Origin of the sequence: Hydrogenophaga sp. 5NK40-0174 (genome assembly GCF_040372165.1) — a bacterium.
Lineage (GTDB): Bacteria > Pseudomonadota > Gammaproteobacteria > Burkholderiales > Burkholderiaceae_C > Hydrogenophaga.
Map to the genome: position 1 here is coordinate 1030712 of NZ_BAABWG010000001.1, position 17526 is coordinate 1048237.

Sequence of the window (17526 nt, forward strand, 5' to 3'; positions counted from 1 at the left end):
GACTTCAGTTCGCGCTGTAATGCTCAGACGGCGCGGTAACCGATGTCCTTGCGGAACTGGACACCATCAAACTGGATGCCTTCGGCCAGAGCATAGGCTTTTTTCTGGGCAGCAGCCACAGAGTCGGCCAGTGCAGTCACGCACAAGACGCGCCCGCCAGATGTCTCCACCTGCTCTTGATCACCCTGGCGGGTTCCGGCGTGAAAAACCATTTCGTCCTGAGCGTCCGCAGGCAAGCCAGTGATGACATCGCCTTTGCGGGGGTTCATCGGGTAGCCGGCTGAGGCCATCACCACGCCCAGGGCCACGCGCTCATCCCACTCCAGAGACACTTTGTCGAGCTCGACTCTGGTCGCTGCCAGCAGCACCTGCACCAGATCGCTCTTGAAGCGCATCATGATGGGCTGAGTTTCGGGGTCACCCATGCGGCAGTTGAATTCCAGCGTCTTGATGCTGCCGTCCGGGCTGATCATCAGGCCTGCGTACAGGAAGCCGCTGAACGGGATGCCGTCCTTCTTCATCCCTTCAAGCGTGGGAAGGATCACCTGCTCCATGGCGCGCTGGTGAATCTCTGGCGTGACCACAGGCGCCGGAGAGTATGCACCCATGCCGCCGGTATTGGGCCCCTGGTCTGCGTCCAGCAGCCGCTTGTGATCCTGGCTGGAAGCCAGGGCCAAGGCATGGTCGCCGTCACAGATGGCAATGAAGCTGGCTTCCTCACCAGAGAGGAAATCCTCAATCACGACACGGGCTCCGCCGGCGTTGTGCGCGACCCCGAGTTTGTTGTCCACCAGCATGAAGTCGATGGCTTCATGAGCCTCTGCCAGCGTCATCGCCACAACCACGCCCTTGCCCGCTGCCAGGCCATCAGCCTTGACCACGATAGGCGCCCCTTTGGCGTCGACGTAGTCATGAGCTGCCTTGGGGTCGGTGAAGCTCTCGTACTCTGCGGTCGGAATACCATGGCGCTTCATGAACGCCTTGGAAAAGTCCTTGGAACTTTCCAGTTGAGCAGCGGCCTGGCGGGGACCAAAAATCGGCAGGCCATGTGCCTGGAACTCGTCCACCACGCCGTCGGCCAGGGGTGCCTCAGGCCCCACCACGGTGAGCGCGACCTGATGGCCCTGAGCCCATTCGCGCAGAGCCACCTTGTCGGTGATGGCAAGGTTTGTCAGCTTGGGATCGCGCGCCGTGCCTGCATTGCCCGGGGCCACAAAAACCTGCTGGACGCCTTCGGACTGGGCCAGTCGCCATGCCAATGCGTGCTCGCGGCCACCGCCGCCAATGACAAGAATGTTCATGAAGATTCAGCTATTGATCAGAATTCAACAAAAAGTGGCGGCCCGCACGGAGCGAGGCCGCCATGGACACCCGGCGAAGCCGGGCGGCCTCAGATTTCAGCGTTGTGGTAGATCTCCTGAACGTCGTCCAGGTCTTCCAGCACGTCCAGCAGCTTTTGCATGCGCTCGGCGTCTTCGCCTTCCAGCGCAATGGTGTTTTCAGGACGCATGGTCACCTCGGCCAGCTCTGCCGTGAGGCCTGCCGCTTCGAGTGCCTTTTGTACCGCTTCGAAATCGCCCGGCTCGCAGATGACCTCAACAGCACCGTCTTCACCGGTGATCACGTCTTCGGCGCCAGCCTCCAGAGCGGCCTCCATGACGGCATCTTCGCTGGTACCGGGCGCAAAGACGAACTGACCACAATGCTTGAACTGGAATGCCACCGATCCGTCCGTACCGAGGTTTCCACCGGCCTTGGAAAAGGCGTGGCGTACCTCCGCCACAGTACGGACCCGGTTGTCGGTCATGGTGTCCACGATCACCGCCACGCCACCAATGCCATAGCCCTCGTAGCGAATTTCCTCGTAGTTGACGCCGTCGAGGTTGCCAGTGGCCTTGTCGACATTTCGCTTGATGGTGTCCGCGGGCATGTTGGCGGCTTTGGCCTTGTCAATGGCCATGCGCAGGCGGGGATTGGCACTCGCATCACCGCCACCATCGCGCGCAGCGACAATGATCTCGCGAATCACCCTCGTCCAGATCTTGCCGCGTTTGGCGTCCTGCCGGCCCTTGCGGTGCTGAATATTGGCCCATTTGCTGTGTCCAGCCACGAGTAAATCCTTCTTTCTGCTTCAGACGGGAATTTGGTCTAATAGCCTTGATTTTACTTTTCCTGACACCGCCTCTCAAAAGCCCATAGAAGGAACCGCCCGATGGCCGACCCCATGCTGATCGCCAAGAACGCCGCTGCCCAGTGTCACCTGCTGCCCAATCTTGCCAACCGGCATGGTTTGATCACTGGCGCCACGGGTACAGGCAAGACCGTCACGCTGCAGAAGCTGGCAGAGAGTTTCGCGGATATTGGTGTTCCCGTGTTCATGGCTGACGTCAAGGGTGACCTGACCGGTATCAGCCAGAAGGGCAACCTGTCAGGGAAGATTGCGCAGATTCTCGAGCAGCGTGGCATTGAGCTGCCTGCCCCCGACCAGTGCCCGACGGCACTATGGGATGTGTTTGGCGAGCAGGGACACCCGGTGCGAGCGACCATCAGCGACATGGGGCCCTTGCTCCTCTCCCGCATGCTGGACCTCAATGACACCCAGTCCGGCGTGCTGAACCTGGTCTTCAAGATCGCCGACGACCACGGATTGCTGCTGCTCGACCTCAAGGATCTGCGGTCGATGCTGCAGCACGTTGGAGACAACGCCAAGGAGTTCCGCACCGAATACGGCAACATTTCAGCGGCCAGCGTCGGCGCCATTCAGCGCGGATTGCTCCAGATTGAAGAGCAAGGTGGCGACAAGTTCTTCGGCGAGCCCATGCTCGACATTCAGGATTTCATGCAGACCGTGGATGGCAAGGGTGTGATCAATATCCTGGCGGCCGACAAGCTCATGAACGCCCCAAGGCTTTACGCCACCTTCCTGCTCTGGATGCTCTCGGAACTTTTTGAGCAATTGCCGGAGATCGGTGACCCGGACAAGCCCAAGCTGGTGTTCTTTTTCGATGAGGCCCATCTGCTGTTCAATGACGCACCGAAGGTGCTCATCGAGCGAATCGAGCTCGTGGTACGACTGGTGCGGTCCAAAGGTGTGGGCGTCTATTTCGTGACCCAGAATCCCCTGGACATTCCGGACAGTGTGCTGGGTCAGCTGGGCAACCGGGTGCAACATGCCCTGCGCGCCTTCACGCCTCGCGACCAGAAGGCTGTCAAGGCCACCGCTGAAACCATGCGTCCGAAAGCTGGTCTGGACATCGAAGCGGCCATCACCGAGCTGGCCGTTGGCGAAGCCCTGGTGAGCTTTCTGGACAAGAAGGGCAGCCCAAGCGAGACAGAGCGGGTTTTCGTCATTCCACCGGGCAGCCAGCTGGGTCCTATCACTGAATCCCAGAGGGCTGAACTCATCAAAGGCTCTCTGGTCGCTGGTGTTTACGAAAAGGTCGTGGACCGCGAGAGCGCCTATGAAATGTTCCGCGCCCATGCGGGTCAACGCGGAGAGGGCGAGACAGCCGACAGCGAAGAATCCCAGAAGCCCCGGATTCCTGGTGTGGCCAAGAGCGATGACAAGTCATCGGAAGACGGTGAAGGCGGCATGGGTGGCATGCTCAATGACATGCTTTTTGGCAGTACCGGGCCGCGTGGCGGAAAGCGCGACGGACTGGTGCAGACCATGGCCAAGTCTGCCGCGAGAAGCGTGGCCAGCGGCCTAGGGCGGCAGCTCGTTCGCGGCATTCTGGGTGGACTGCTCGGTGGCAGCACCCGACGCCGTCGCTGAGCCTGCCCGGAGTCGACCATGAGCCGTACCTGGCACCGCTGGCTCTCGCGCACTGTCGCTGGCGCAGCGATGCTGGTGGCAGCACTGCTGATGGCCGGACAGCTCGGGCTTCTGGCGGGAAGCCCGCCCGATGACCTGGGCGTGACGGACGGCCGCCTCAAGCCGCCTTCACTGACTGAAAACAGTGTCAGCAGTCAGGCTCGACTCTACCCTGAGCATCCGCAAGGCGACTATGCGACCATTGCTCCTTTGATGCCGCGCGACGGTGAAACGGCAGCAACAGCCATGAAGCGGCTGACCGTGTTGTTGACCGAGCTGCCAGGCATCGCGGTAAGCGTTTCTGACGAACACTACATTCGTGCCGAGGCGCGGACACCATGGCTGGGGTTTGTCGATGACATGGAATTCTGGTTCAACCAGGAGACTGGGATCATTGAACTGCGCAGCGCCAGCCGACTGGGGCGCAAGGATTTCGGCGTCAACCGGTCGCGGATAGAAACCGTGCGCGCCGCATTCGAAGGCTGAACCACCTGCGCACGACTTCGGTGCATTGACATCTGGCACCGACCTTGCTATTGAAGGAAATTGAAAACTTCGATACCAAGGTTGACTGCATGCCAGATTCCACTTCCGTGTCTCCTGGTGCCTCTCCTGAGGGGCAACGCGGCAAAGCCGGCACACCGTCACGCCACATTCGGCTGACTTCCCACCATCAGGCGCATGGCGCCATCCCCATCCACTGGGGTGCACAGGACGCAGCCACCCGCGGCCCCCTGGTCGGAACCACCACCAACCGGTCGCATCGCAACGTCATCGGCACGCACAGCGGCAGCTACAGCGTCTACCGGGCACTGGCCGTCGCGGCCGGTGCACTCAAGCGCGAGCACAAGGCCGACCTGACCAACACCAGCCCCACCGACTGCATAGGCCCATATCCGCAATGGAGTGATCCGGAAAAGATCGTCAGCCTTGATCCGTGGGGAGCAGAGGTGGCCGGCGTGTTTGCGGGCGATCTGGAAGACGGGTATGACATCCGGCCCACCATTGCGGTCACCAAAGCCCACGTGTTGCTGCCTGAGGTCATCGATGCAGTGCTGAAGAAACGGCTGTTGCCCGATGGCAAGCTGCTCACAGAAGGCGGAGCTGCCGTGGTGACCAAAGTGGCCGTCGAACCCGTGTGGTACTTGCCGGGCGTGGCCAGGCGCTTTGGCTGCAGCGAATCTGACCTTCGCCGAGTGCTGTTCGAGGAGACGGGCGGCATGTACCCCGAACTGGTCACACGCTCTGACCTGGAGGTGTTCCTGCCGCCCATAGGAGGCCAGACGCTCTACATTTTTGGCAACCCGGCAGACCTGGCCAATCCCGAGGTAGAGCTGACCGCCCGTGTTCACGACGAATGCAACGGTTCAGATGTATTTGGCTCGGACATCTGCACTTGTCGCCCCTACCTCACCCATGCCATCGAGGAGTGCGTTCGTGGTGCGCAGGCCGGTGGCGTGGGCCTCGTCGCCTACTCTCGCAAGGAGGGACGCGCTCTGGGTGAGGTCACCAAATTCCTTGTCTACAACGCGCGCAAGCGTCAGGTGGGCGGCGATACCGCAGCCCAGTACTTTGCGCGAACCGAATGCGTGGCAGGCGTGCAGGACATGCGCTTTCAGGAGCTGATGCCCGACGTGTTGCACTGGCTGGGCATACGCAAGATTCACCGTCTGGTTTCCATGAGCAACATGAAGTACGACGCCATCACCGGCTCCGGCATTGAAGTCGGTGAACGTGTCGACATTCCAGCGGAGCTGATCCCGGAAGACGCTCGTGTTGAGATCGACGCCAAGATGGCAGCCGGGTATTTCACCCCTGGCCCTGTGCCAAACGAGGCTGAGCTGGCGAAGGCCAAAGGTCGAGGCCTTAACCCATGACGGTGGTTCTCACGCCGTCTCCATCGCCACGGGTCGACCTGCTTCGCCAAACCTCGACCATCCGGGCTCGATCCCGGATCTTGCTTGAGAGAGCTCGCACCGGCCAGTCTGTCCACTTTGCCGTTCACGATGAGGCCATGGCACCATTGGCCCGGCAGGTGGCCGAGATTACCCGGCAACGCTACCCCGACCTGAAGGTGCCGTTTCACAGCCGCTGGCGGCATTTCGAAGCGGGCGGTTTTGATCGCGTGGCAGCGCTCCAGACCGACTTCCCGGTCGATGCCGAAGAAGGCGCACGGCGACACATCGATCTGGCTGTCGTCAGCGTCTTGCTTGATGCGGGCGCTGGACCTGAATGGTCCTATGAAGAGTCCGGATCCGCGCAAAGGTATTCCCGCTCGGAAGGTCTGGGCGTGGCCAGTTTGCATGCCTTTCGCAACGGGCTTTTCTCCAGTGACGAAGGTACCCCTCTACGTGCTGATGCCAAGGGGTTGCGGTCTGTCGATGAAGCGGCACTCGCTTCTGCTTTTCAGGTCCGCGACAGCAACCCCTTGATCGGAGTGAGCTCGCGCGCCGCTCTGCTTCGAAAACTGGGAGACGCCACTGCCGCCGCCCCTCAGGTCTTTGGGGAAGATGGCCGCCCCGGCCACCTCTACGACTACCTCACAGCGGCAGCCCGCGGCCGAGGAGACGCCGTCACGGCGCAGGGCATCCTGACCGCGTTGCTGACCCATTTTTCCAGCATATGGCCCAGCGACAACTGCCTTGACGGGCAGTCCATGGGTGACTGTTGGAAGGTGGGCATAGACGTTGGCGACGCTGACACCCAAGGGTGGGTGCCATTTCACAAACTCTCCCAGTGGCTCACCTACTCGCTGCTGGAACCGTTTGAGTGGGCCGGCTCTACTGTGGCCGGGCAAGAAGCGCTCACCGCCCTTCCCGAGTACCGCAACGGTGGCCTGTTGATTGACGGAGGCGTCCTTGAGCCACTGGCACCCAATGCACTGACGCATCCCTGGTATGCAGGTGATCCACTCATCGTTGAATGGCGCGCCCTCACCATTGCCCTGCTCGACGAGCTAGCCCCCTTGGTTAGCGGCGCTTTGGGATGCCCCCCTGACAAGCCGCTTCCGCTGGCCTGCATTCTGGAAGGTGGCACCTGGGCCGCGGGAAGGGCGTTGGCAGCAGAGAAGCGAGATGGCCTTCCGCCTTTGAACATCGTCAGCGACGGCACCGTTTTCTGAGTATCCCACTGACCCGCCAGGCCTTGACTCCCCATCCACATTGCAACAACACATCTAAGTTCGAGAAAGCAAACATGAGCACTGTCCACCTCATCGACCATCCCTTGGTTCAACACAAGCTGACGCTCATGCGCCGCAAGGATGCCAGCACCAATACCTTCAGGCGGCTGTTGAACGAACTCGCCATGCTCATGGCCTATGAGGTCACACGGGACATGCCACTGCAGGATGTGGAAGTGGAAACACCGCTGGAGACCATGACCGGCAAAGCCATTGATGGCAAGAAGCTTGTCTTCGTTTCCATCCTGCGTGCTGGCACCGGCATCCTCGATGGCATGCTCAGCATTGTTCCTGGCGCGAGGGTTGGTCACATTGGCCTGTACCGCGACCCCAAAACACTGACAGCCGTCGAGTACTACTTCAAGATGCCTTCCGAGATGCATGAGCGGGATGTGGTGGTGGTCGACCCCATGCTCGCCACAGGCAACTCAGCCATTGCCGCCATCGACCGCCTCAAGGAGATGTCGCCCAAATCGATCAAGTTTGCCTGCCTCCTCGGCTGCCCGGAAGGCGTCAAGGCCATGCAGGAGGCCCACCCCGACGTCGACATTTACACCGCTGCGGTCGACCGCGAGCTCAACAGCCACGGATACATCCTCCCTGGCCTCGGCGATGCGGGCGACCGCATCTTTGGCACCAAGTAGGACTGCTTCGGTGCGAGATCTGGCGCACCATTTCCGAGCTGATCCCCCAATCTCTTCGCCCCATCCCTTCGCCCCTTCCCTTGATCACAGGAGTCCGTTCATGCCTGCTTCATTCATCTCACGCCGTCACCTCCTGGCCGTCGCCGCTCTCAGTGCCAGTGTGGCCACGCCGTCCATTTCCTGGGCACAGGCCAAACTCAAGGTGGCAGCCATCTACACGGTGCCTTTCGAGCAGCAGTGGGTCAGCCGGATCCACAAGGCACTCAAGGCCGCCGAAGCACGCGGGGAAATCGAGTACAAAGCCAGCGAGAACGTCTCGAACGCCGACTATGAACGCGTCATGCGCGAATATGCCACCGCTGGCAATCAGCTCATTGTGGGCGAGGCGTTTGCCGTTGAACGTGCCGCCCGCAAGGTGGCACAGGACTTTCCCAAGACCTCTTTCCTTCTTGGCTCGTCCGGTAAACCGCAGGCACCCAACTTCAGCGTTTTCGACAACTTCATTCAAGAGCCCGCGTATCTCACGGGCATGATTGCCGGCGGCATGACCAAATCCAACAAAATCGGCATGGTTGGCGGCTACCCCATCCCCGAGGTCAACCGCCTCATGAACGCTTTCATGATGGGCGCCAAGGAAGTCAACCCCAAGGTGTCGTTCAGCGTCACCTTCATCAACAGCTGGTTTGACCCACCGAAAGCCAAGGAAGCCGCATACGCGATGATCGCTGCCGGAGCTGACGTGATGTACGCCGAGCGCTTCGGCGTCTCGGACGCAGCCAAGGAAAAAGGCAAACTGGCCATCGGCAATGTCATCAACACCCAGGACCAGTACCCTGACACCGTGGTGGCCTCCGCCATCTGGAACATGGAGCCCACCATCGACCGCGCCATCTCCCTCGCACGGGAAGGGAAGTTCAAGGCAGAAGACTATGGCCAGTACTCCATGATGAAGTACAAGGGTTCCGAACTGGCACCACTGGGCTCCTTCGAGGGCAAAGTGCCCGCAGAACTCATGACCAGGGTCAGCACCAAACAAGCCGATATCCTTGCTGGCAAATTCACCGTGAAGATCGATGACGGACAACCCAAGTCCAGCAAACAGTGATGCAAGCCTTGCGAGTCAGGGTGGCTTGAAGTGGCCACTCCGCTCGCAGCTTTTGTCATGCTGCCCCAACCAGCGACCTGTCCCGACCCCGCCATGACAGACGAGGAAAGTCCGCCCGTCCTCGTGCTCGATGGCATCACCAAACGGTTTGGCCATCTGCTCGCCAACGACAGCATTTCGCTGCGCCTGCACCAGGGGGAGATCCTGGCTCTACTCGGAGAAAACGGCGCCGGGAAGTCGACACTTGTATCGATTCTCTTCGGTCACTACCTGGCGGATGAGGGACACATCCAGGCTTTTGGCCGACGCTTGCCTGCCGGCCATCCTGCCGCAGCCCTGGCGGCAGGTATCGGCATGGTGCACCAGCACTTCACGCTGGCGGACAACCTCAGCGTGCTGGACAACGTGACCATGGGCACTGAAGCCATGTGGCGCCCCTGGACTTCCCGCAAGAACGCGCGCGAGCGACTGTTGACCGTTGCTGCCCGCTTTGGCTTGCCGGTAGACCCCGACGCACGCGTCGCCGATCTGGGTGTCGGAGAAAGGCAGCGCGTCGAGATCCTGAAGGCCTTGTATCGTGATGCCCGCATTCTCATACTGGATGAGCCCACCGCCGTGCTCACGCCCCAGGAGAGCGAATCCTTGTTCGAGACACTGGCCAAGCTTGTGGCCGAGGGCCTGTCCATCATTTTCATCAGCCACAAGCTGCCAGAAGTGTTGCGCGTCTCGGACCGGGTAGCCGTCCTGCGTGGCGGAAGACTGGTGGCGGAGGCCAATGCGGCAGACACCGACATTGCCCAGCTGACCCACTGGATGGTGGGCGAGTCCGTGACCGAGGCGCAGCGCCGGCCATCCAACTCGGTCGGGCAAATCGTCTGCGAGTTGCGCAATGTCTGCGCAGCACAAGGTGCAAGAGAGCGCTTGCAAAACGTCTCTCTCGCCCTGCACAAGGGCGAAATTGTGGCGGTGGCAGGCGTATCCGGCAACGGTCAAGGTGCCCTCGCCGCCCTTCTGTGTGGTATGTACCGCCCTGACTCAGGGTCGTTGATGCTCAACGGCGAGCCGTTGCGTGCATCTCCTGCCTGGCTGGTCGGGCAAGGGGTGGCACGCATACCTGAAGATCGCCATGGCATCGGCATTGTTGGAGACCTTCCCGTCTGGGAAAACGCGGTCTCCGAGCATCTGCTCGGCCGCCGCCTCTCCCGTGGCCCGCTCATCCGCCGCAACGCTGCACGGCGCCAGGCCGCTGCGATCGAGAACGCTTATGACGTCAGGGGCGCCGGACTGGACACCCCCGCCAGAGCGCTTTCCGGGGGCAACATGCAAAAGCTCATTCTCGGGCGTGCGCTCATGGGAGGCATGCCTGAAGGCAGCCATACCCCCACATTGATCGTCGCGCACCAGCCGACCTGGGGCCTCGACATTGGAGCGGTCGCCTACGTGCAAAAGCAGCTCATGGCGGCGCGGGATCAGGGTGCCGCTGTCCTGATGATCTCGGACGACCTGGATGAAGTCATGACCATGGGAGACCGCATTGCCGTGATGCACCATGGCAGCCTGACCGAGGCCCGCCCTGCGCAAGAATGGAGCAGGAAGAGCATTGGACTGGCCATGGCCGGAGTCTCGCATGCGGCTTGAACGTCGGCAGTCACCCTCTCCAGCGGCGATCCTGATCGCACCGCTCTCAGCACTGTCTTTCACCTTCCTTGTCGCCAGCGTGCTCGTCTGGTGGGCAGGTGCTCCCGTCGGGCAGACCTACAACCTGCTCTTCAAGGGTGCGTTCGGGTCCGTGTTCGCCTTGAGTGAGACGCTGACACGTGCCATACCGCTGACACTCACGGGCCTGGCTGCCGCCATTGCATTTCGGGCAAGACTGTTCAACATCGGCGCCGAGGGGCAGTTGTATGCCGGAGCAATGGCTGCCGTCGCTGTCGGTGGAATGCAGGGCGGCGATGACCTTCTGATGTCGCCCTGGGCACTGTTTGTCGCCATGATGATTGCCGCTGCATTGACCGGGGCGCTTTTGCTGCTGATACCTGCATTGCTGAAATCGCGGCTGGGCGTTGACGAAGTGGTCACCACCTTGCTGCTCAACTTCATCGTGCTGCTGCTCGTCTCAGCGCTGCTCGACGGCCCCATGAAAGACCCTCTGGCCATGGGGTGGCCGCAGAGCGCGCCAATTCACCCCGAGCTGGAGCTGGACAAAGTGATCGCCCAAACGCGGGCACACAGTGGCCTGTGGTGGGCGCTGGGGCTATCGCTGATGTTGTGGGGACTGCTCAAATGGACGGTGTGGGGGTTCTCCATCCGTGCTGCCGGTGCCAACCCGAATGCCTCTCGCTTCGCTGGCGTGTCGGTCACACGCACGGTGGTGATGGTCGCCATGATCTCTGGTGCGGTGGCCGGGCTGGCAGGCGCCATCGAGGTGGCAGGCCGCACCGGCTACGTGACACTGGACATGTCACCCGGCTACGGTTACACGGGCATTGTCATCGCCATGCTCGCAGGCCTTCATCCCCTGGCCGTTCCGCTCGCCGCCCTTTGGGTGGCCGGCATCCTGGTCGGCGCCGACAGCATGAGCCGCGCCATCGGCGTTCCGACCTATCTGGCCGACGTGATGGTGGCGATATCGCTGCTGACCGTGCTCGCAGCATCCTGGCTGACCCAATACCGGGTCCGGCGACACTGACTTCCGGAACGCCCACTCACCGAGCATGCTTGAACTTCTTGTCAGCCCCGATTTCTGGAGCGCCGTGCTGCGCATCGGAACCCCGTTGATTCTGGGCACCCTGGGCGTTCTCTGGTGCGAGCGAGCAGGTGTGCTCAACCTTGGCATCGAAGGCATCATGGTCGCCGGTGCACTGACTGGATGGCTGAGCGTCTATCACGGTGCCAGCCTCTGGGCGGGAGTTGCCACGGCCGCCACCACTGGCGCCGTGTTCGGCCTCTTGCACGCTTTCATGACAGTGGTCCTGCCGCTCTCCCAGCACGTCGTTGGCCTGGGCATCACCATGCTGGCCACAGCCATGAGCCAGTACACCTACCGGATGGTGTTTCCGAAGGTGGACAGCCCTCCCACCATCGAAGCGTTTGCACCCATGGACTGGCTGGCCCTGCCCGCTTTGTCCAGCCAGACGCCCATGACATGGCTGGCTTTCGCCCTGGTACCGGTGACAGCCTGGGTTCTCTACCGAACGCCTGCAGGGTTGGCTGTGCGCATGGTGGGAGAAAACCCGCAAGCGGCGGAAGGTCAAGGCGTGTCGGTGGCGATGGTGCGCACGAGTGCCATCGTGGTCGGCTCCGCCCTGATGGGCGTTGCCGGTGCGTTCCTCACCCTGTCGGCGTTCAACACGTTCTATTTCAACATGGTCAACGGCCGCGGCTGGATCTGTGTCGCTCTGGTGGTCTTCGCCTCCTGGCGCCCAGGAAAGGCCTTGCTGGGCGCATTGCTGTTCGCCTTCTTTGATGCCTTGCAGCTCAGGCTTCAGCAATCCGGGAGCGCCTGGCTTCCGTATCAGGTCTACCTCACGCTGCCCTACTTTCTGTCCATCGTGGCACTGATACTGGTCGCTCGCCGCGCAAGCTATCCGCAAGCCCTCATGAAACCCTACCGCAAGGGAGAGCGTTGATGCTCGATTTGCTCATTCACAATGCCACCTTGCCCGACGGCCGGGAGAACATGTCCGTCGCGGTTCAGGATGGCCGCATCGTCGACATCCAGTCTCAACTGGTCGCTGAGGCCGCTGACAGGGTGGATGCCGGTGGCATGCTGCTCAGCCCACCGTTTTGCGACCCACACTTCCACATGGACGCGACGCTCAGCTATGGCCTGCCCCGGGTCAACCAGAGCGGAACCCTGCTAGAAGGCATCGCACTCTGGGGCGAACTCAAACCACATCTCACAGAAGAAGCGCTCGTCAGCCGCGCATTGCAATACTGCGATTGGGCGGTCGCCAAAGGTCTGCTGGCCATCCGCAGTCACGTCGACACCAGTGACCCCAGCCTCTTGCCCGTTCGCGCCATGCTGGAGGTCAAGCGACGCGTTGCCCCCTACCTGGATCTGCAACTCGTCGCCTTTCCACAGGATGGTGTCTTGCGGGCACCAGGTGGGCTGGACAATCTGACGCAGGCGCTCGACCTCGGCGTCGATGTGGTGGGCGGCATTCCGCACTTTGAGCGCACCATGGCCGAGGGTGCACAGAGCGTGCGGCTATTGTGCGAGCTGGCGGCAGAGCGCGGCCTTCCCGTCGACATGCACTGCGACGAGAGCGACGACCCCCTGTCTCGACACATTGAAACCCTCGCCTTTGAAGCCCGGCGGCTGGGCATGCAGGGCAGGGTCAACGGCTCGCACCTGACGTCCATGCACAGCATGGACAACTACTACGTCTCCAAGTTGATCCCGCTCATCGCCGAAGCCCAGGTAAGCGCCGTGGCCAACCCCTTGATCAACATCACACTGCAAGGCCGGCATGACAGTTATCCCAAACGGCGCGGGATGACACGTGTCCCCGAGCTGATGGCCGCTGGCATCACCGTCGCGTTTGGACATGATTGCGTCATGGACCCTTGGTATTCAATGGGTAGCGGCGACATGCTGGAGGTAGCCTCTATGGGCATGCATGTGGCTCAGATGACCAGTCAGGCAGGCATGCTGGCCTGTTTCGAAGCCGTGACCACACAGGCAGCCAAAGTCATGCAACTCGACGGCTACGGGCTTCGCCGGGGCGCCAGGGCTTCCATGGTGCTGCTACAGGCACGGAATCCCGTCGAAGCCATGCGGCTGCGGGCCACACGCCTGAAAGTGTGGAAGGATGGCCAGTTGCTGGCAGAGTCCGCTCCGTCCAGCACCCTGCTCCATCTCCCGGGGCGGTCAGGGACCACTTCCTTCATGCGCGACTGAGGTGTCTCCGGACTGGGCTATCCTCAACACTCCCGTCCACCACGGGTGGACCCGTGCAAGCGCCCATGACGGAGACACGAATGGCCAATTACTGGCTGATGAAATCCGAGCCCGACGAGTGCTCCATTGACGATGTCCTGGCGGCACCGAATGCAACCGTGCCGTGGACTGGCGTGCGTAACTACCAGGCGCGCAACTTCATGCGCGATGACATGCAGCCCGGCGATGGCGTGCTGTTCTACCATTCCAGCTGCCCGGAGCCCGGGGTTGCCGGCCTGGCCAGAGTCGCATCGGTGGCCTACCCGGACCCTACCCAGTTCGACCCGACATCGCCCTACCATGACCCGAAATCCCAAAGGGAACATCCCCGTTGGCTGCTGGTAGACATCAAGGCAACGCACAAAATTCCGCTGGTCTCTCTCACCCGGATGCGAGAAGAAAAAGCACTGGAAGATATGATCGTCCTCAGGAAAGGCAATCGCCTCTCCATCACCCCCGTGGAGCCTGAACACTGGCACTACTTCGCTGACAGAGTCAGCTGAGCGGCCACAAATCTCCAATCCGACACAACCTTGCCTCCATTGATCGGGCAAGCACACCCCCAGAAAGGACTCGACCGATGCGCTTGAGAAACATTGCCACCCCTATCGCCCTTGCCTGCCTGCTAGCCGCCTGTGGCGGTGGTGGCGGTGACGACGAAAGCTCAAGTGGATCTGTGGCCTCCTCAAGCAAAGTGAGCAGCTGTGGCACGACCGACGGACCGCTGCGCATCATGCCGCTGGGCGACTCCATCACGGAAGGGGAAGCCGGGCACAACAGTTATCGTCGCTCCTTCTTCAAGAACCTCGTGGCCGCAGGCTGCAACGTGGACCTGGTGGGTAGCAAAACGGGCGTCTCCCGTCTCGGCAAACGCAATTCCGGCTCGGCCTCGGCACCCAATGCCGACTTCGACCAGAACCACGAAGGCTACTGGGACTACAACACCCAGGAAGTCACAGGACTTGCCGCCTCACGTGTGGCCGCCGCCAGACCGGACATTGTGTTGATTCACCTGGGCTCCAACGACATCATTCGTGGCCAGGATGCAGGCAGTGCCGCAAGCGAAATCGGAGCACTGATCGACACCATTCGAAGTGCCAACCCCGATGTCCACATTGTTCTGGCCAAGATCATTCCGAACAGCAAGAGCAATGTGACCGCCTTCAACAACGCGCTGGACGGTGTCGCCTCGTCACGCCAGCAATCGCGCTCGCCCATCGTGGTGGTCAATCAGGCAGCGGGCTATTCGGTTGGGGACAACTACGACGGCGTCCACCCCAACCCGCTTGGCGAAACCAAGATCGCCAACAAATTCTCCAACGCGGTGCTGTCCTGGCGCGAATGACCCCGCGCGGGCTATGCCGGACTGCTCAGCCCGGCAAAACAAAAAACCCGACCTGAAAAGGCCGGGTTTTTTGTTGGATGGATCGATCCTGCCAAGGATCAGGCAGGTCAACCTGCAGGCGCCTCTTCGGGCTTGGCCTTGTCCTTCTTGCCAGGCAAAGGCTGAATATCCAGGGTCACCTCTTCGGTTTCCTTGCCATCCTCGCCCTTCTTGCTTTCCAGGTCGACTGTCAGGCGCCCACCATCGGTCAGCCGCCCGAAGAGCAGTTCGTCTGCCAGGGCACGGCGAATCATGTCCTGGATCAGGCGCTGCATCGGCCGAGCCCCCATGAGCGGGTCGAAACCCTTCTTGGCCAGGTGCTTGCGCAGAGCGTCGGTGAAAGTCACTTCCACCTTCTTCTCTCCCAGCTGTCCCTCGAGCTGCAACAGGAATTTGTCCACGACGCGCAGAATGATCTTCTCGTCCAGCGCACGGAAGCTGACAATGGCATCCAGGCGGTTGCGGAACTCAGGCGTGAACAGACGCTTGATATCGGCCATCTCGTCGCCCGACTCGCGCGGGTTGGTAAAGCCAATGGTCGCCTTGTTCATGGTCTCGGCACCCGCGTTCGTCGTCATGATGATGATGACGTTGCGGAAGTCGGCCTTGCGTCCGTTGTTGTCCGTCAGGGTTCCGTGGTCCATGACCTGCAGCAGCACGTTGAAGATGTCCGGATGCGCTTTCTCGATCTCGTCGAGCAGCAGCACACAGTGCGGCTTCTTGGTCACAGCTTCAGTCAGCAAACCACCCTGGTCGAAGCCCACGTAGCCCGGAGGCGCACCAATCAGGCGACTGACCGCATGGCGCTCCATGTACTCCGACATGTCAAAGCGGATCAGGTCGATGCCCAGGATATAGGCCAGCTGACGAGCCGCTTCGGTCTTGCCAACGCCCGTGGGGCCGCTGAACAGGAAAGAACCAATCGGTTTGTCTGCCTTGCCCAGTCCAGAGCGTGCCATCTTGACGGCAGAGGACAGCACCTCCAGAGCCTTGTCCTGGCCAAACACCACGCTCTTGAGATCGCGCTCAAGCGTTTGCAGCTTGCTGCGGTCGTCATTGGAAACGTTGGCAGGCGGAATGCGGGCAATTTTCGCCACGATTTCCTCGACCTCGTTCTTGCCGATCGTCTTCTTGCGCTTGGACGGCGCCAAAACACGTTGCGCAGCACCTGCTTCGTCGATCACGTCGATGGCCTTGTCTGGCAGGTGACGGTCGTTGATGTACTTGGCAGACAGCTCAGCCGCCGCCTGCAGCGCTGCTTGGGCGTAGCGAACGTTGTGGTGCTCCTCGAAGCGGGACTTCAGGCCCTTGAGGATGTCCACGGTCTGCTCCACCGTTGGCTCGACCACATCCACCTTCTGGAAACGGCGAGACAAGGCCGCATCCTTTTCAAAGATGCCGCGGTATTCGGTGAACGTGGTGGCCCCGATGCATTTGAGCTGTCCGCTGGACAGCGCTGGCTTGAGCAGGTTGGATGCGTCCAGTGTGCCGCCCGAAGCCGCACCCGCACCAATGAGGGTATGGATTTCGTCGATGAAGAGCACCGCGTGCGGCTTCTCCCGCAGGGATTTCAGAACGGCCTTGAGGCGCTGTTCAAAATCACCACGGTACTTGGTGCCTGCCAGCAGCGCCCCCATGTCGAGCGAATACACGGTCGACTCAGCCAACACTTCAGGCACGTCTTCCTGCGTGATTCGCCATGCAAGACCTTCTGCAATGGCTGTCTTGCCCACGCCAGCCTCGCCCACCAGCAGCGGGTTGTTCTTGCGGCGACGGCACAAGACCTGAATCACACGCTCGACCTCGTAATCGCGGCCGATCAGCGGATCGATCTTGCCTTCCTTGGCAGCCTGATTCAGGTTCTGGGTGAACTGCTCGAGCGGTGAAGCCTTTTCGTTGCTCTTGACCTCACCAGCTTCCTCGTTTTCGATCGCACTCTCGTTGCCCTTCGCAGGTTCCTGAGGTTCGTTCTTGCGGATGCCATGGGCAATGAAGTTCACCACATCGAGGCGCGTCACGCCTTGCTGATGCAGGTAGTACACGGCGTGCGAGTCCTTTTCGCCAAAGATGGCCACCAGCACATTGGCGCCCGTGACCTCTTTCTTGCCGTTGCCGGTGGACTGCACATGCATGATGGCTCGCTGGATCACGCGCTGGAAACCCAGCGTAGGCTGCGTGTCCACCTCTTCTGTGCCAGCCACCTGGGGCGTGTTGTCCTTGATGAAATTCGTCAGGGACTTGCGCAGATCGTCGATGTTGGCGGAACACGCACGCAGGACCTCTGCCGCGCTGGGGTTGTCCAGCAGGGCCAGGAGCAAGTGCTCAACAGTAATGAATTCGTGTCGCTGCTGACGGGCCTCGACGAAGGCCATGTGCAAGCTGACTTCTAGTTCCTGGGCAATCATGGACAAATCCTTTGATGGCGATAGGTTTCAGGTTTCAAGCCTAAACCAGTT

General features: G+C 61.1%; 15 protein-coding genes. 12 read left to right on the forward strand and 3 right to left on the reverse strand.

Annotated features, from left to right (window positions below; genetic code table 11):
* Positions 1-23: 23 nt before the first annotated feature.
* On the reverse strand, positions 24-1301 hold the full coding sequence (purD, locus tag ABWV89_RS04750; RefSeq protein WP_353394773.1) for a phosphoribosylamine--glycine ligase: 1278 nt from the start codon (positions 1299-1301) through the stop codon (positions 24-26).
* An 89-nt stretch (positions 1302-1390) separates the two neighbouring features.
* Entirely contained in the window at positions 1391-2110 is a 720-nt protein-coding gene (locus tag ABWV89_RS04755) for a YebC/PmpR family DNA-binding transcriptional regulator (RefSeq protein WP_353394775.1), read from the reverse strand.
* Positions 2111-2212: 102 nt separating this feature from the next.
* On the opposite strand from ABWV89_RS04755, the gene ABWV89_RS04760 reads away from it, so the two are divergent.
* The 12 genes from ABWV89_RS04760 (at position 2213) to ABWV89_RS04815 (ending at position 15031) form a co-directional block, all read left to right on the forward strand.
* A complete protein-coding gene (locus tag ABWV89_RS04760; RefSeq protein ID WP_353394777.1) occupies positions 2213-3775 on the forward strand; it encodes a helicase HerA-like domain-containing protein in 1563 nt (520 codons plus the stop codon).
* 18 nt (positions 3776-3793) lie between these two features.
* Complete coding sequence (locus tag ABWV89_RS04765; protein WP_353394779.1) at positions 3794-4300, forward strand: DUF1499 domain-containing protein; 507 nt, start codon at positions 3794-3796, stop codon at positions 4298-4300.
* A gap of 89 nt (positions 4301-4389) precedes the next feature.
* Positions 4390-5691, forward strand: a complete 1302-nt coding sequence (locus ABWV89_RS04770; protein WP_353394781.1) for a GTP cyclohydrolase II — start codon at positions 4390-4392, stop codon at positions 5689-5691.
* A complete protein-coding gene (locus ABWV89_RS04775; protein WP_353394783.1) occupies positions 5688-6935 on the forward strand; it encodes a URC4/urg3 family protein in 1248 nt (415 codons plus the stop codon). The genes ABWV89_RS04770 and ABWV89_RS04775 overlap by 4 nt, the downstream gene beginning before the upstream one ends.
* A 74-nt stretch (positions 6936-7009) precedes the next feature.
* Entirely contained in the window at positions 7010-7639 is a 630-nt protein-coding gene (upp, locus tag ABWV89_RS04780) for a uracil phosphoribosyltransferase (RefSeq protein WP_353394785.1), read from the forward strand.
* 100 nt (positions 7640-7739) lie between these two features.
* Entirely contained in the window at positions 7740-8744 is a 1005-nt protein-coding gene (locus ABWV89_RS04785) for a BMP family protein (protein ID WP_353394787.1), read from the forward strand.
* 93 nt (positions 8745-8837) lie between these two features.
* Positions 8838-10382, forward strand: coding sequence for an ABC transporter ATP-binding protein (locus ABWV89_RS04790; RefSeq protein WP_353394788.1), 1545 nt, complete (start codon positions 8838-8840; stop codon positions 10380-10382).
* Positions 10372-11433, forward strand: a complete 1062-nt coding sequence (locus ABWV89_RS04795) for an ABC transporter permease (RefSeq protein ID WP_353394790.1) — start codon at positions 10372-10374, stop codon at positions 11431-11433. The genes ABWV89_RS04790 and ABWV89_RS04795 overlap by 11 nt, the downstream gene beginning before the upstream one ends.
* 25 nt (positions 11434-11458) lie before the next feature.
* A complete protein-coding gene (locus ABWV89_RS04800; RefSeq protein WP_353394793.1) occupies positions 11459-12373 on the forward strand; it encodes an ABC transporter permease in 915 nt (304 codons plus the stop codon).
* The gene (locus tag ABWV89_RS04805) at positions 12373-13647 is read left to right on the forward strand and encodes an amidohydrolase family protein (protein WP_353394796.1); all 1275 of its coding nucleotides are present in this window, start codon (positions 12373-12375) and stop codon (positions 13645-13647) included. Before ABWV89_RS04800 ends, ABWV89_RS04805 begins: the two co-directional genes overlap by 1 nt.
* Positions 13648-13727: 80 nt before the next feature.
* Positions 13728-14189: an EVE domain-containing protein gene (locus ABWV89_RS04810; RefSeq protein ID WP_353395174.1), complete on the forward strand. Its 462-nt coding sequence runs from the start codon at positions 13728-13730 to the stop codon at positions 14187-14189.
* A gap of 77 nt (positions 14190-14266) precedes the next feature.
* A complete protein-coding gene (locus tag ABWV89_RS04815; RefSeq protein WP_353394799.1) occupies positions 14267-15031 on the forward strand; it encodes an SGNH/GDSL hydrolase family protein in 765 nt (254 codons plus the stop codon).
* A 107-nt stretch (positions 15032-15138) separates the two neighbouring features.
* Here ABWV89_RS04815 and clpA read toward each other — a convergent pair whose 3' ends face one another.
* Entirely contained in the window at positions 15139-17475 is a 2337-nt protein-coding gene (clpA, locus tag ABWV89_RS04820; RefSeq protein WP_353394802.1) for an ATP-dependent Clp protease ATP-binding subunit ClpA, read from the reverse strand.
* Between the last annotated feature and the right edge of the window lie 51 nt (positions 17476-17526).